The sequence below is a fragment of the Pseudofrankia sp. DC12 genome (assembly GCF_000966285.1).
Taxonomy (GTDB): Bacteria; Actinomycetota; Actinomycetes; order Frankiales; family Frankiaceae; genus Pseudofrankia.
Genome location: NZ_KQ031391.1, coordinates 1,814,138 through 1,828,557 on the forward strand (window position 1 = coordinate 1,814,138; position 14,420 = coordinate 1,828,557).

Genomic DNA, 14,420 nt, shown 5'->3' on the forward strand with positions numbered 1-14,420 from the left:
CGCCGGGCGGCACGGCCGCGTCAGGACCGCCGTGGCGAGGCGGCGAGGTGGGCGACACGGATGGTCTGCAAGCCCATCGGCCCGACGCCGCCGCGGCCAGCGGCCAGGCGGCGGACCTGGTTCAGAATGCTCGCCACGATCTGGCCGACGCGTGCCTCGTACTCGGACGGCCCGCCACCGGCCTGGCCCGCACAGGGCTGGCCGCCGGATGGCTGGTCGGTGGCGGGGCTGACCAGGAAGCCGGCCTTCTCCCGGTGACCGCCGCCGCCGAGGCCCATCGCCACGGCACCGACATCGATCGGCCCGCGCGAGCGTAGCGACACCGTCCAGCCCCGGTCGGGCAGCTCCTTGGCGACGGCGGCGAGGTCGGCCTCCAGCACCCCCCACAGCACGTCGACGACACCCTCGACGTGCTCCAGGCGCAGCCCGTGCCTGGTCAGGTCGGCGTCCGTGATGTAGGTCCACGCCAGCCGGTGCTCCTCGGCCCCGGCGCACTGGGACAGGCCGGCCCGGCCGAGCACCTCGGCGAGCAGGCCGACGTAGCCGAACCGGTGTATCCCCCAGACCGACCAGCCGATCACGGTCGGATCCGCGCCGGCGTCGACCAGCCGGGCCGCCGCCCGGTGCGCCGCCGCCGAGGTGGTGGCCTGCCGGAACGAGCCGGTGTCGGTCGCGAGCCCGGCATACAGCGCGGTCGCGACGTGGGCGGTCAGCTCGAGGCCGAGCCGGTCGAGCAGCTGGAGCACCACGCTCGAGGTGGACGGCGCGTCGGGGTCCACCATCCGGACCTGGCCGAAGTCGGCGCCAGACCGGTGGTGGTCGACGACCAGGGTGCGGGGGGCGCCCGCCATCCGGTCGGCGAGGGTACCGAGCATGTGCGGCGCGGCGGCGTCGAGCGTGACCACCAGGTCGAACCGCGCCGGCAGCTCCGCCGGAGCGACCAGCAGGTCCTGGCCCGGCAGGAAGGCGAGACCGTCCGGCACCTGGAAGGGTTCCGCGTCGAACGACACGACGACCTTCCCGCCGGCGGCGCGCAACGCGAGCCCCAGGGCGAGCGCCGAGCCCAGCGTGTCCGAGTCCGGGTTGACGTGGGCGAACAGCCCGACCGCCCAGCCCTCGTCCAGCGCCGCGCGCAGCAGCGCGACCGCGTCCGGCCAGACCCACGGACGACCGGACGCCGCCTCGGGGCTCATCGCCCGACGCCGCCCACCGGTCGGCCCTCGCTGGCCGGGCCTGGCTCGTCCGCCTCGTCATCGCGCTCGCCGGTACCGAACGCACCGTAGCCAGGCTCGTCGTCGTCCAGGTCGTCGAGGTCGTCGAGGCCGTCGTCGACCTCCCTGGGCTTGCGGTAGGGGTCGGCCTCGCCCGCGGGGCTCGCGCCCTCGCGCGCGGTCTCGAGCGCCGCGTCCCGTGCCCTGGCGACCGCGAGCAGATCGTTGAGGTGCTGGGCGTCGTCGGGCAACCGGTCGTGCACGAAGGTCAGCGTCGGCGTCGACTTCACGCCGGTCGCCCTGCCCACCTGGGAGCGCAGCAGTCCCTTGGCCGACTCCAGGGCGCGGGCCGACGCCTCGCGAGCCTCGTCGTCGCCGTAGACGGTGTAGAAGACAGTCGCCTCCATGAGATCCGGGGTTACCCGGGCGTCCGTGATCGTCACCATCCCCAGCCTGGGGTCCTTGACACCGCGTTCGAGCGCGGCCGCGACCACTTCCCGAACGCGGACCGCCAACCGGCGCGCGCGGGCGGGATCAGCCACCGTTCACACCTCCATGCAAGCCGCTCGGAGACCTAGCCGGCCTCCGTCGGTCATGCCCCTTGTAGGCCGCTCCAGCCACTGGAGGGGTCGGCCTGTTCGTCGATGTCGTCTTCGGCGAGAAAGCGGCGGCGCGCCTCGAGAACCTCGAGCTCCGGCCGCTCGGCGACCAGGCGCTCACAGCCGTCGAGGACGTCGACGCAGAAGCCCCGGTCGGCGGCGACAACCGCGATGCCGAACTTCACCCGCCGGTGCAGCTCGTGATGGTCGACCTCGGCCGCGCTCACCGGAAACCGCTTGCGCAGCTCGGCCACGACCGGCCGCACGAGCGACCGCTTCTCCTTCAGCGAATGAACGTCACCAAGCCGCACGTCCACACTGAGCAGACCTATCCACATACAAGTCTTGTTCCCACTGACTAGTAAGTCGCCGAGCCCCTCGTGCGGCGGGCGTCCCCGGGCCTCCGGTCGCGCGCTCCGCGCGCGACATCGGGGGTCCGGGGGCCGCCCCCCGGAGCAGATATCTGACCGGCGCCCCCGGCGAAGCTGCCGTCAGGCAGCGAGCAGGGGGCGCCGGCCCGAGCCGGTCACCGCAGGTCAGACGCGCGGGATCTCGCGCTGCTCGAAGGTTTCGATGACGTCTTCGATCTTGATGTCGTTGAACGAGCCGAGCCCGATACCGCACTCGTACCCGTCGCGGACCTCGACGGCGTCGTCCTTGAACCGCTTCAGCGACTCGACGGTGAGGTTGTCGGCGACCACCACGCCGTCCCGGATCAGGCGCGCCTTGCTGTTACGCCTGATGATCCCGGTCCGGACGATGCAGCCGGCGACGTTGCCGATCCGCGGCACCCGGAAGACCTCGCGGACCTCCGCCGTGCCGAGCTGGGCCTCCTCGTACACCGGCTTGAGCATGCCCTTGAGGGCGTTCTCGATGTCCTCGATCGCCTGGTAGATGACCGAGTAGTACCGGACCTCGACACCCTCACGGTCGGCCAGCTCGGTCGCCTTGCCCTGCGGGCGGACGTTGAAGCCGATGATGAGCGCGTCCGACGCCGAGGCCAGCATGACGTTGGTCTCGGTGATCGCGCCGACCCCGCGGTCGATGATGCGCAGCCCGACCTCGTCACCGAGGTCGATCTTGAGCAGCGCGTCCTCGAGGGCCTCCACCGAACCGGAGACGTCTCCCTTGAGGATGAGGTTGAGCTGAGTCTTCTCGCCCTCCTTCATCCGCTCGAGGATGGTCTCCAGCGTCGGGCGGCCACGGCTCATCGCCAGCTCGGCGTTGCGCTCGCGGGCCTGACGCCGCTCGGCGATCTGCCGGGCGACCCGGTCCTCGGGCACGACCAGGAGGTTGTCGCCCGCGTCCGGCACGCTGGTGAAGCCCAGCACCTGCACCGGACGGGCCGGACCAGCCTCGGTCACGTTCGCGCCGTGCTCGTCGAGCATCGCCCGGACGCGGCCGAAGGCCTCGCCGGCGACGATCGAGTCACCGATCTTCAGCGTGCCGCGCTGCACCAGAACCGTCGCGACCGGGCCACGGCCGCGGTCGAGCCGGCCTTCGATCGCCACACCCTGCGCGTCGACGCCGAACGCCGCCTGCAGGTCAAGCGACGCGTCAGCCGTGAGGATGATCGCCTCGAGCAGCCCGTCGATGTTGGTCCGGCTGCGCGCGGAGACGTCGACGAACATCGTGTCGCCGCCGTACTCCTCGGCCACCAGGCCATATTCGGTGAGCTGGCCGCGGACCTTCGCCGGGTCCGCGCCCTCCTTGTCGATCTTGTTCACCGCGACCACGATCGGCACGTTTGCCGCCTGGGCGTGGTTGAGCGCCTCGATCGTCTGCGGCATGACGCCGTCGTCAGCCGCGACGACCAGCACGACGATGTCGGTCACCTGGGCACCGCGGGCACGCATGGCCGTGAAGGTCTCGTGACCCGGGGTGTCGATGAAGGTGATCGGCCGCTCGTCGCCGTCGACCGTGGCGGTGATCTGGTAGGCGCCGATGTGCTGGGTGATGCCACCCGCCTCGCCGGCGACCACGTCGGCCGACCGGATCGCGTCAAGCAGCTTCGTCTTGCCGTGGTCGACGTGACCCATGACCGTGACGACCGGCGGACGCGTGCCGAGCACGACGTCGTCGGCGTAGGCGCCACCGAACTCGAGGTCGAAGGTCTCCAGGAGCTCCTTGTCCTCGTCCTCGGGGCTGACGATCTGGACCTCGTAGCCGAGGGTGACGCCGAGCAGCTGCAGCGTCTCGTCGGTGCACGACTGGGTCGCCGTCACCATCTCGCCGAGCTGGGTGAACACCACCTGGACCAGAGCGCCCGGGTTCGCCTCGATCTTGTCGGCGAAGTCGGCGAGCGACGCGCCACGCGGGAGCCGGATGGCCTGCCCGTTACCGCGCGGGACCATCGCCCCCATGCGCGGCGCCTCGAGGCCGCTCTCCCATTCCTGGCGCTTCGCGCGCTTGGACTTGCGCTGACGGCCCGGACGGCCACGGCCACCGGGACCGAACGCGCCCGCCGTCGTACCGCCGCGGCCACGACCACCGGCGGCCGGGCGGCCACCGCCGCCCGCGCCACCGCCGCCGCCGGGACCACCGGGACGACCAGCGCCACCGGCGCCGCCCGGACCACCGGGACGACCGGGGGCACCACCGGCGCGGCCGGCGAAGCCGCCGCCTCCGCCGGGTCGCGGACCGCCACCGCCGCCGGGACGCGGCCCCGGCGCGCCGGGGCGGCCGGGAGCGCCGCCCGCCGGGCGAGGCTGGAACATGCCGGGGCCAGGGCGCGGACCGCCGGAGCCACCGGGCCGCGGCGGCATGCCGCCAGAGCCACCCGGCCGCGGGCCACCGCTGCCACCGGGCCGAGGCGGCATGCCGCCGGGACTCGGCCGCGGGCCACCGGGACCGCCCGGGGCGCCCGAGCGCGGCGCGCCGGGCGCGCCACCGGGACGCGGAGCACCAGTCCTGGGACCGCCAGGAGCGCCGCCACTGGGGCGGGGCGCCGCGGAGCCGGGCGTGGTGTACGGGTTGTTGCCAGGTCCCTGCGGCCGGGGGCCGGGACGCGGACCAGGCCGCGGGCCACCGGTACGAGCCGGCGCGGCAGCCGGACCACCGGCGGCCGCCTGCGCGGCCCCGGCAGCCGGACCACCGGCGGCGGCAGGCGGGGTCCCCTGACCACCAGGAGCGGCCGGGCTACCAGGAGCGGCCGGGCCACCCGGGGCAGCCGGACCGCCAGCAGCGGCCGGGCTACCAGGAGCGGCGGCCGGGCCACCGGGGCGCGCCCGCGACCCGGGCGGGCCAGGCATCCCAGGCCGTGGGCCGGGACGAGGACCTGACTGAGTGGGCGACTGCGCGACCGCGGCGGGCGCGGCCGGTCGGTCCACCTGCGGCACCGGCTCCCGGCGCACCGGCTCGACCGGGGCGTTCACCGACGGGCGGCTGGACACCGGGGCCGGGGTGGCGCCGCCGGTGGGAGCCGCGGCAGGCCGAGGAGCGGTCGCGGGACCGGGACGGCCAGGAGCCGGGGCGGGGCCGGGGCGGGGGCCCGGCCGACCGGGCGCACCTGCGCCGGGACCAGGACGAGGACCCGCACCATTGGCGGGACGACCGCCGTTGCCGGCAGGACCGGGACGGCCCGGCTTCGGGCCGGCCTCCGCGGGACTGCCGAGGCGCTCCTTGAGTTTGCGGACGACGGGCGCCTCAACGGTGGACGAGGCGGACTTGACGAACTCGCCCATGTCTTTCAGCGTGCCAAGCACGGTCTTGCTGTCGACGCCGAGCTCCTTGGCGAGCTCGTGTACGCGGGCCTTACCTGCCACGGTGCTCCTTCGTTCGGCCCGCGGTTCGGCGCCCGCGTGACCTCGTTACCTGCTGGTCGCGATCATGGCTGCGTGCTCATTGCGCGGTCATCGCTCTCGACCTGCTTCCATGTCGGCGTCAGCCGGTTTCCCGCCGGCGGACGCCACCGTCGAGTGGGGCACTCCCCCACCTTGATCCTTACCGTTCCCTGCCCGGGTAGCGCGAGGAGCACGCCATCCGGTCCTGCCCGAGACCTGGCAGCCCCTGCGGGGGCCGTCGGCTCCCGCAGGAACTGTCAACAACGTCCCGGCTCGTCCTCGTCCCGACCGGGGCGAGGAATCTGCTGGACGTGCGCCCGGACCCGCTCGAGACCGAGTGGGCCGGACACCCGCAACGCACGGGGAAAAGCCCTCCGGCGCTCCGCGAGGTCGAGACATGCCAGGTCGGGGTGCAGATGCGCCCCCCGGCCGGGCAAGCGGCGGCGAACATCGGGCAGGAGCTCCCCGTCCACCACGACGATACGCAGCAGGTCGGACCGCGCCGCCCGGGACCGACAACCAACACAGGTCCGAACCGAACTAGTTGGATCTTGCCCAGCTAGATCTCGATCAGCTAGATCTCGATCAGCTAGGCCCTGCTCCGAACGGCGCGCCACGGCGAGTCTATCCCGTTGCGCCCCTGGGTTGCCCGCCCGTTGCGGGCGAGCGTCTGACACCCGGTCCACCGGCGCCCGGTCCGGCGACGACTGAGGCCGCGTCCGGGCGGCGGAGGTCCGCCGGCCCGGCGCCGGCGCGGCGCGGCGAGTCGGCGGGGCGTCGCGCGACGCCACCATGATCACCCTCCGTGTCCGAGTGAATGTCGATCCGCCAGCTGGTCAGCCTGGCGGCGAGCCGCGCGTTCTGCCCCTCGCGCCCGATCGCCAGCGAGAGCTGGTAGTCCGGCACCGTCACCCGAGCGGCCCGGCCAGCGAGGTCGGTGACCTCGACGCGGGACACCCGTGCGGGCGAGAGCGCGTTGCCGACGAACGTCGCCGGGTCAGCTGACCAGTCGACGATGTCGATCTTCTCGCCGTGCAGCTCGGCCATGACCGCCCGGACCCGGCTGCCCATCGGGCCGATGCACGCGCCCTTCGGGTTCACCCCGGCGACCTTGGACCGAACCGCGATCTTGCTGCGGTGCCCGGCCTCCCGGGCGATCGCGGCGATCTCGACAGTACCGTCCGCGACCTCGGGAACCTCCAGCCGGAACAGGCCCTTCACCAGCTCGGGGTGGGTCCGGGAGAGAGTGACGGCCGCACCGTGCGGACCACGGGCGACGTGCACGACGTAGCACTTGATCCGGTCACCGTGTTCCAGCGTCTCGCCGGGCACCTGCTCGGCAGGTGGCAGGACGCCCTCGACCGCGCCCAGGTCGACCAGGACCACCCTGGAACCGGCCCGCTGCTCGTGGTGCTGGACCACGCCCGAGACGATCTCGTGCTCACGGTCCGCGTACTGGCCGTAGGTGACCTCCTGCTTGGCCTCCCGCAGCCGCTGCATGATGACCTGCTTGGCGGTCGCCTGGGCGATGCGGCCGAAGTCCGCCGGCGTGTCGTCCCACTCCCGGGCCGAGCCGTCCGGCTGGATCTCCTGGGCCAGGACGGTCACCTCACCGGTCTTGCGGTCGACGACCACCCGGGCGTCGGCGGCCCGGGGCTCCTCCTCGTCGCCCGCGTCCGCCTGGACACGGGTGTGTTGGTATGCCTTGAGCAGCGCGGTCTCGATCGCCTCGACCAGCGTCTCGAACGAAAGATCGTATTCCCGCTCGATGCCGCGCAGCTCGGCGACGCTAATTTTCACCGGTCTGTCTCCTCACCCGGGCTCCCGCCGCCATCCTCGCGGCGCCCGGCGGTCGGCGCGCGCCGGGCATCGCCCGGGTCGTCGTCGCCGTGCTGGTCATCGCCGACGTCCAGCTCGTCAAGGTCATCGGCCCAGCCGTCATCGGCCCAGCCGTCATCCAGCTCGTCGCCGGCCGGGTCGACGCGGCCCGCATCCACTCCAGCGGCGGCGACCGCGTCCCCGCCGGCCGGGCCGAACTCGATCTGGACGACGGCCCGGGCCACATCGGCGAACCGTAGCCGTTCGAGCTTCGTCTTCACCGGGCGGCCGCGCCGGACCGGGCCGGCGGCGACCGCGAGGTCCGCGCCCTCGTCGTCCGCGCCGAGCACGCGGCCGACGACGACGGCGCCGTCCGCGCGCTGCGCCTCGACGAGCCGGCCGCGAGCCCGCCGCCAGTGCTGGGGCTGTGTCAGCGGCCGGTCAACCCCGGGCGACGTCACCTCCAGCACATACGCGCCGGCCAGGCCGCCCTCGTCGCCGATCCGGTCGAGCAGCTCGGAGATCAACCGGCTGGCGTCGGCGACCGCGTCGAGATCGATGCCCTCGTCCCGGTCGACGGCCACCCGCAACACGCTGCGGGAGCCGGCCCGGGACAGGCTCAGGCCGTCCAGGTCGAAGCCGTCCTCGGCGAGCGCCTCGGCGAGCCGGTCGCGGATCTCGGCCGGCAGCGAGCCGGCTGTGGCCTTCGCGCCCGAGCCGGCTCGGGCGCGCTGGGCCGTCCCCGGCTCATCCAGGTGCCCCGAGGGCACCGACCGGCCCGGCTGGGCCTTCTTTCCCGCCGGCCCGGCGCCCGTGGCGGCGCCGCCAGGCCGGGCGGAGCCGCCCGCCTGCGGCCGGTGGCCCGTCCGGCCACTCGCGTCCCGTGCCACGTCGCCCGATCCCTTCGTTCTGTCCTGCCCGATGAGGCTCGCGCCTCGGTGGGTGTGTGCGGGTCTGGGGCGGTCCCGGGAGATGCTCCCCCGGCCGGATCTCGTCCCGCGCCGCTGCTGCCGACCGACTGGCGCCGCGTCACCGGGTGTTGCCGCTGGCCAGAGACGATCAGGACGCCTGCCGACGGTCTGGGTGGTCTTCGAGATCCTTAGCCTACGTCCGTCGCGGTACGGCTCCAATCCAGCCTCACCGCCGGGCTGCCAGGACCTGGCCCGGCAGAGTCCCATGATGACCAGGCTGTCCGGTCGCCACCGCGTGGCCGCGCGACTCGACCGCTCGCCCGAGCGGGAGCCCAGACCACGTCGGGCGCACAGGAGTGTGATTGGCTGCGCTGCGTGCGTAGGGTCGCGGCCCCGTCCCGGCGGGCAGTGCTGGCGTTGCCGGCGGCCGGCCTGGCCACGGCCGGCCTGGCCACGCTTGCCGCCGGCTGCAGCACGACGCTGCCGAGCAGCTTCCTCGCACCGCCGGTCGATCTCCCCGCGGCCCGGGCGGCGGCCGGCACCGAGCGCGCCCTGATCGCCCGCTACGACGCGGCGATCGCCAGCCACCCGGCGCTCACCGGGCTGCTCGCCGGCCTGCGCTCGCACCACGCGCAGCACCTGGCCGCGCTGGCCGCGCTCGTGCCCGCGGCCGCGCCCACCGGCCCGGTCCCGACCCCGTCGGGGGCCGGCTCCGCCAGGCCTGGCGCCAGTCCCGCCACCGCCACCGGGACGACCGCGGTACCGGTGGACGACTCCACCGCGGCCCGGGCGAGCGCGCTGGCGGCCCTCGCGGCGGCCGAACGCACCGCGGCCGGCGCGCACCGGGCGAGCTGTCTGACGACTACCGTGCTCGCGCCGCTGCTCGCCAGCCTGTGCGCGGCCGAGACCTGCCACGCCGATCTCCTCGCGCTCGGCGCCATCGGCTGACCCGGCCGGGTCGCGTCCCGCCCTGGGACGACCCGGCGACCGACCCAGACAACGCGGACGAGGAAGGGCACGATGGTGGGGACCAGCCGGCCGGCGACGCCGTCGCCCGCGGCCGCGGCGCTCGGCCCGGCCGCGGTGACCGCGCTGTCGGCGCTGCTCGCCGTCGAGCACGGGGCGGTGTACGGGACGTCGGCGGCCGGTGGGGCGCTCGCTCCGCTCGGCCCGCCGGCCGGGGACGCCCGCACGCTGGCGTTCGCCGCCTACGCCGCGCACCGCGAGCTTCGCGACCAGCTGACCGCGTTGCTGCTGGCCGCGGGCGCCCAGCCGCCGGCAGCGCTGCCCGCCTACGCCCTGCCCGTCGACCCCGCGACGGTTCCAGCCGCGTTGACGCTGCTCGCGCAGCTCGACGACCAGACGGCGGCCGCAGCCTACAACGCGGTCGCGGCGGTGGGCGGCCCCGCTCGCGAGCTGGTCGTCGACGCGCTGACCCAGGCGTCCGTCCGCGCCGCGCGGGCCAGGCTCATCGCCGGCAAGAGCGCCGCGACCGCCATCGAGGCGTTCCCTGGCCGCTCCTGACGCGCGCGGTCCACCGAGCCGGCAACGCGGGCGTCAGCGACGCGGCATCAGCGACGCGGCATCAGCGGCGCGGCATCAGCGGCGCGGCATCAGCGGCGCGACCAGGCGCCCGGGGCCTGGCTGTGTTCGCGGATCAGCTCGGGCAGCTCCCCCGAGGCGATGTCGGCGAGGGTCACGGACTCCAGCACCTGACGGAGGCTCACCCGGACGGCGATCCAGACATCCTGCAGGCTGCGGGCGGCACCCTCGTAGGTGACCTCCTCCGGCCGCCGGCCGCGCACGCCGGCGAGCGGGCCGTCGGTCGCCCGGAGGACGGTCGCCACGTCGATCTCGGCTGCCGGGCGCGCCAGCTGGTAGCCGCCCTCGGCGCCGCGCCTGCTGGCGACCAGGCCGCTGCGCCGCAGGTCGGTCAGGATGTTCTCGAGGAACCGCAACGGCAGGTCCTGCGCCGACGCGAGCGTCTCACCCTTGACCAGCCCGCCGTCGCTGGCGGCGAGGGTCAGCAGTGCGCGCAGGGCGTAGTCGGCACGCGCGGAGATCTGCATGTCCCCATCTTGCCGCCCCCGCCATGATCACGCCCACGCCGGGTGCCGCGCCGCGATCAGCGCGGCGCGCGGACCCACACGCGGTCACCGGTGGCGAGTCCCAGCGCCTCGGACTGCCCGCGGGTGAGCTGGGCCCAGGACTGCTCCGCGTCGACGTCCAGCGTGACCCGCACCTCGAAGCCGATCCGCTGCAGGCTGGCGACCGCCGCCGGCACCGTTTCGGGCGTCTCGGCCGTGAAGATCTCCAGGTCGTGCGGGCGGACCAGCCGGCCGCGCAGCCGGGTGACGGGACCGAGGAAGCCCATCACGAAGTCGTTCGCCGGCTTGTCGTAGACCTCGGCTGGGCTGCCGACCTGCTCGATCCGGCCGTGGTTGATGACCACCAGCTCGTCGGCGACCTCGAGGGCCTCCTCCTGGTCGTGCGTCACGAAGATGGTCGTCACGTGCACCTCGTCGTGCAGCCGGCGCAGCCAGTCGCGCAGCTCCTTGCGCACCTGAGCGTCCAACGCCCCGAACGGCTCGTCGAGCAGGAGCACCGACGGCTCGACCGCCAGGGCACGGGCGAGCGCCATCCGCTGGCGCTGCCCGCCGGAGAGCTGCTCGGGCAGCCGGTCGGCGAACTGCTCCAGGTGGACGAGGGCCAGCAGCTCGTGGACCCGCTCCCGGATCTCGGCCTTCGGGCGCTTGCGGATCTCCAGCCCGAACGCGACGTTCCGGTAGACCGACAGGTGCTTGAACGCGGCGTAGTGCTGGAACACGAAGCCGACGTTGCGCCGCTGCGGTGGGATCCCGGTGGCGTCCGTCCCGTTGATGCGGACGGTTCCGGTGTCCGGCTGCTCCAGGCCGCCGATGATGCGCAGCAGGGTCGACTTGCCGCCGCCGCTGGGCCCCAGCAGGGCGGTCAGCCGTCCGTCCGCCACGGACAGGTTGACATCGTCCAGCGCGACGAAGGTGCCGAACCGCTTCCCGACCGAGTTGACCTTGATGCTCACCTAGAGTCCACCCTCGTCCAGTCCCGCGTCCTGCGGTTCGACATTGTTCGGTTCGTCCCTGGTCCGCCGGAGGTTGACGACGATGATCGCGAGCACGGTGACCACGATCAGCAGGCACGCGAGCTGGTAGGCGCCGGGCTCCAGCTGCTGGATCCGTTCGGAGACCAGCAGCGGCACGGTCTGGGTCTGGTTGGCTCCGCTGACGTTGCCGGACACCACCAGCACGGCGCCGTACTCGCCGATCGACCGGGCCAGGCTGAGCACGATGCCGTACAGCAGGGCCGGCCGGATGATCGGAATCGTGATCCGGACGAACCGCTGCCAGGCATTGGCGCCGAGCACCTGGGCGGCCTGCTCCTGCTCGGTGCCGGCCTCCTCCAGGACGGGGACGAGCTCGCGCAGGATCAGCGGCATCGAGACGAACGTCGTCGCCAGGATCATGCCGGGAACCGCGAAGATGATCTCGATGCCCGCGCTGTGCAGGCCCTTCCCGAACCAGCCGTCGACCGGGCCGTAGACCAGTACCAGCGCGAGACCGACGACGATCGGGGAGACCGAGATCGGCAGGTCGGCCAGCGCGCCGAGCAGCCGGCGCCCGGGGAAGCGGTGCCGGGCGATCAGCAGCGCCAGGCCGACACCGAACACGGTGTTGAGCGCCACCGCGGCCACTGAGATCTCGGCGGTCAGCCGGAAGGCGGTCAGCGCCTGGTGGGAGCTGATCGCCGACCAGAACTCGGACGGCCCGGCGCTCACCGTGTTCCAGAAGACCACGACGAGTGGGACCAGGACGAGGATCGCGACGTACGCCAGCGCGATGAACCGGCCGACGAGGCGCCCGGGGCCGCGGCTACCCACGGCGGGCCGCCCAACGCTGGAGCAGGTTGAGGCCGACGATCACCAGCAGGCTCACCACCAGCAGGACGGTGGCGGTCGCCGAGGCGGCACCGAAGTCGAAGTTCTCGATCTTCTGATACGCGTACATCGACGAGACCCTGGTCCGGCTCAGGCCACCGGAGATCAGCAGCACCGACCCGTACTCCCCCATCGCCCGGGCGAAGGCGAGCGCCGCGCCGGAGGCGATGGCCGGCAGCAGCAGCGGGAGCACGATCCGCCGGAAGATGGTCAGGGGCCCGGCACCCAGGCAGGCCGCGGCCTGCTCGGCCTCGGTGTCCAGCGCCATCAGCACGGGCTGGACCGACCGGACCACGAACGGGAGCGTCACGAAGAGCAGCCCGAGCACGATCGCCCGCTGCGTGCCGAGCAGATGGATCCCGACCGGGCTGTCGCTGCCGTACACGGCCAGCAGCACCAGCCCGGCCACGATGGTCGGCAGCGCGAACGGGATGTCGATGATCAGGTCGACCAGCCGCCGGCCGGGGAACGGGTCGCGCACCAGCACCCAGGCCAGCAGCGTCCCCATCACCGCGTTGATCGCGGCCACCAGCAGCGAGCTGGTCACCGTCAGGCGCAGCGCCCGCAGGGCGCTGGGGTCAGTGATGTTGTCCCAGAAGCCGCTCCACCCTCCGGTGAACCCGCGCGCGACGACCGCCGCCAGCGGGATCAACACCAGCAGGCTCAGCCACAGGACCGCCATGCCGAGCCCCAGGCCCGACCCGCGACCGAGCCGCGCGGCGCCGGAGGCGTCCCGCGCGGCTCGGGTCCGAGCCGGTGAAGCCGCTGGAGCCGACTCCACCGCGATACTCATCCGGTAGCGTTCTCGATCTTCGTCACGATGCCGTTGTCGGCGTCGAAGAACTCCTTGTTGACCTTCGACCAGCCGCCGAGGTCCGCGATGGTGGTCAGCTTGGCGACCGTCGGGAACGGCTTGCTCGGGTCGCTGGCGCCCGCCACTGTGCCGACGGTGACGTTCTGGTCGACCGGCCGGAAGCCCTTGCTGGCGAAGATGGCCTGGCCCGCGTCACTGCGCGCGAAGTCCAGGAACGCCTTGGCCGCCGAGTTGGCGGTCAGGGTCACCGCGACCGGGTTCTCGATCAGGAAGCTTTCCTTCGGCACGACGTAGTCGAGCGACGTGCCCTTCTGGCGGGCGCCGATGGCCTCGTTCTCGTAGGAGATCAGCACGTCACCGGTGCCCTGCGTGAACGTCGTGGTCGCGTCAGCGCCACTGGAGGGCTTGCTCACGACGTTCTTGAAGAACGACGTCAGGTACGTCTGGGCGTCCGCGTCGGTGCCGCCCTCGGCGATGACGTGCTCGTAGGCCGCGAGGATGTTCCACTTCGCGGAGCCGGAGGACGCCGGGTCCGGGGTAACGATCTTCACGCCCGGCTTGATCAGGTCATCCCAGCCGGTGATGTGCTTCGGGTTGCCCTTGCGCACCGCGATCACGACGACCGAGTCGGAGATCTGGCCCCTGTTGGCATCCGCGTTCCAGCCCGAGGCTACGAACTTCGGCACAAGGCGGGTCATGTCCGGGTCGAGGGAGAAAGCAACGAAGTCGGCCTTCTGGCCAGCCGCCACGGCCTTGCTCTCGGTTCCGCTCGCCCCGAAGGTCTCCGAGAACTTGACGCCCTTACCGGCGTCGGTCTTGAGGAACGCCGCCTCCAGAGCGTCGTACGCGGGCTTGGGAACCGAATACCCGACGATCGCGACCGTCTGGCCCGCGTTCGGGCCCGGGGTGCCGCTCGCCGCCGCGCTGCCACCGCCGCCCGAGCTGCCGCCGCAGGCGGCCACCGCCAGCGCGACAGCCGCACCAGCAGCGATCAGGGGTACCCCACGGCGCACCCGGCCCGCTGTCGGCCCTGATGTCCACCGGCCCGCCCTTGGCCCTGATGTCGACCAGCCCGCTCCCCGACCGGATGACCCCAGCCTCGTCGGCTTCATATCTGTTCCTCCCAGGACACGCACACAGCGACGGTACACGCAAGTCAATCGGACTTGTCGGGAACGCCAGCATGCCAGAGGGATCACGGGAGAACCAGCCGCTTGTTGCACCGATGACACGATCTTGCAACAATCTGCCGTGGGCGTAGTTCGGGCGGAATGACCAACCCAAAAAGCGCTGCGGGGCCTAGAGAAACGCT

Annotated in this window: 14 protein-coding genes; 2 read left to right on the forward strand and 12 right to left on the reverse strand. The window is 73.2% G+C overall.

The genetic code is table 11. From position 1 onward, the window contains the following. Positions 1-20: 20 nt before the first annotated feature. The 7 genes from FRADC12_RS07285 to rimP form a co-directional block, all read right to left on the reverse strand. Positions 21-1,193 carry a DHH family phosphoesterase gene (locus FRADC12_RS07285; RefSeq protein ID WP_045876075.1) on the reverse strand — a complete coding sequence of 391 codons (1,173 nt, stop codon included), beginning with the start codon at positions 1,191-1,193 and terminating at the stop codon, positions 21-23. Next, entirely contained in the window at positions 1,190-1,753 is a 564-nt protein-coding gene (gene rbfA / locus FRADC12_RS07290) for a 30S ribosome-binding factor RbfA (RefSeq protein WP_045876076.1), read from the reverse strand. The genes FRADC12_RS07285 and rbfA overlap by 4 nt, the downstream gene beginning before the upstream one ends. A 50-nt stretch (positions 1,754-1,803) precedes the next feature. Next, complete coding sequence (locus FRADC12_RS07295; protein WP_045876077.1) at positions 1,804-2,148, reverse strand: DUF503 domain-containing protein; 345 nt, start codon at positions 2,146-2,148, stop codon at positions 1,804-1,806. A gap of 198 nt (positions 2,149-2,346) precedes the next feature. Beyond that, positions 2,347-5,574, reverse strand: coding sequence for a translation initiation factor IF-2 (gene infB, locus FRADC12_RS07300; RefSeq protein WP_045876078.1), 3,228 nt, complete (start codon positions 5,572-5,574; stop codon positions 2,347-2,349). Positions 5,575-5,849: 275 nt separating this feature from the next. Continuing rightward, the gene (locus tag FRADC12_RS32935; protein WP_232303662.1) at positions 5,850-6,278 is read right to left on the reverse strand and encodes a YlxR family protein; all 429 of its coding nucleotides are present in this window, start codon (positions 6,276-6,278) and stop codon (positions 5,850-5,852) included. Next, positions 6,217-7,392, reverse strand: a complete 1,176-nt coding sequence (gene nusA, locus FRADC12_RS07305; RefSeq protein ID WP_045876079.1) for a transcription termination factor NusA — start codon at positions 7,390-7,392, stop codon at positions 6,217-6,219. Before nusA ends, FRADC12_RS32935 begins: the two co-directional genes overlap by 62 nt. After that, positions 7,389-8,300 carry a ribosome maturation factor RimP gene (gene rimP / locus FRADC12_RS07310; RefSeq protein WP_084010504.1) on the reverse strand — a complete coding sequence of 304 codons (912 nt, stop codon included), beginning with the start codon at positions 8,298-8,300 and terminating at the stop codon, positions 7,389-7,391. Before rimP ends, nusA begins: the two co-directional genes overlap by 4 nt. 396 nt (positions 8,301-8,696) lie before the next feature. Here rimP and FRADC12_RS07315 point away from each other — a divergent pair, with 396 nt between their 5' ends. Together FRADC12_RS07315 and FRADC12_RS07320 are read left to right on the forward strand one after the other, a co-directional pair. Continuing rightward, positions 8,697-9,269 (forward strand): hypothetical protein, encoded by a 573-nt coding sequence (locus tag FRADC12_RS07315; RefSeq protein WP_045876080.1) that lies wholly within the window; start codon positions 8,697-8,699, stop codon positions 9,267-9,269. Positions 9,270-9,341: 72 nt separating this feature from the next. Next, positions 9,342-9,845, forward strand: coding sequence for a DUF4439 domain-containing protein (locus FRADC12_RS07320; protein WP_045876081.1), 504 nt, complete (start codon positions 9,342-9,344; stop codon positions 9,843-9,845). 89 nt (positions 9,846-9,934) lie between these two features. On the opposite strand, the gene FRADC12_RS07325 is transcribed toward FRADC12_RS07320, so the two are convergent. Genes FRADC12_RS07325 through FRADC12_RS07345 form a run of 5 tightly spaced genes read right to left on the reverse strand, consistent with a single transcriptional unit; the run spans position 9,935 to position 14,121 of the window. Next, the gene (locus tag FRADC12_RS07325; protein ID WP_045876082.1) at positions 9,935-10,390 is read right to left on the reverse strand and encodes an RrF2 family transcriptional regulator; all 456 of its coding nucleotides are present in this window, start codon (positions 10,388-10,390) and stop codon (positions 9,935-9,937) included. A gap of 56 nt (positions 10,391-10,446) precedes the next feature. Next, complete coding sequence (locus FRADC12_RS07330) at positions 10,447-11,382, reverse strand: sulfate/molybdate ABC transporter ATP-binding protein (RefSeq protein WP_045876083.1); 936 nt, start codon at positions 11,380-11,382, stop codon at positions 10,447-10,449. Further along, positions 11,383-12,237, reverse strand: coding sequence for a sulfate ABC transporter permease subunit (locus FRADC12_RS07335; RefSeq protein WP_045876084.1), 855 nt, complete (start codon positions 12,235-12,237; stop codon positions 11,383-11,385). After that, positions 12,230-13,087 carry a sulfate ABC transporter permease subunit CysT gene (cysT, locus tag FRADC12_RS07340; RefSeq protein ID WP_045876085.1) on the reverse strand — a complete coding sequence of 286 codons (858 nt, stop codon included), beginning with the start codon at positions 13,085-13,087 and terminating at the stop codon, positions 12,230-12,232. The genes FRADC12_RS07335 and cysT overlap by 8 nt, the downstream gene beginning before the upstream one ends. Continuing rightward, positions 13,084-14,121, reverse strand: a complete 1,038-nt coding sequence (locus FRADC12_RS07345) for a sulfate ABC transporter substrate-binding protein (RefSeq protein ID WP_045876086.1) — start codon at positions 14,119-14,121, stop codon at positions 13,084-13,086. The genes cysT and FRADC12_RS07345 overlap by 4 nt, the downstream gene beginning before the upstream one ends. Between the last annotated feature and the right edge of the window lie 299 nt (positions 14,122-14,420).

Excerpts from the sequence above, each read along its gene's own strand:
- FRADC12_RS07285 (WP_045876075.1), bottom strand. The coding sequence starts at position 1,193 with ATGAGCCCCGAGGCGGCGTCCGGTCGTCCGTGGGTCTGGCCGGACGCG.
- FRADC12_RS07295 (WP_045876077.1), bottom strand. The coding sequence starts at position 2,148 with ATGTGGATAGGTCTGCTCAGTGTGGACGTGCGGCTTGGTGACGTTCAT.
- FRADC12_RS07320 (WP_045876081.1), top strand. The coding sequence starts at position 9,342 with ATGGTGGGGACCAGCCGGCCGGCGACGCCGTCGCCCGCGGCCGCGGCG.
- FRADC12_RS07325 (WP_045876082.1), bottom strand. The coding sequence starts at position 10,390 with ATGCAGATCTCCGCGCGTGCCGACTACGCCCTGCGCGCACTGCTGACC.
- cysT (WP_045876085.1), bottom strand. The coding sequence starts at position 13,087 with ATGAGTATCGCGGTGGAGTCGGCTCCAGCGGCTTCACCGGCTCGGACC.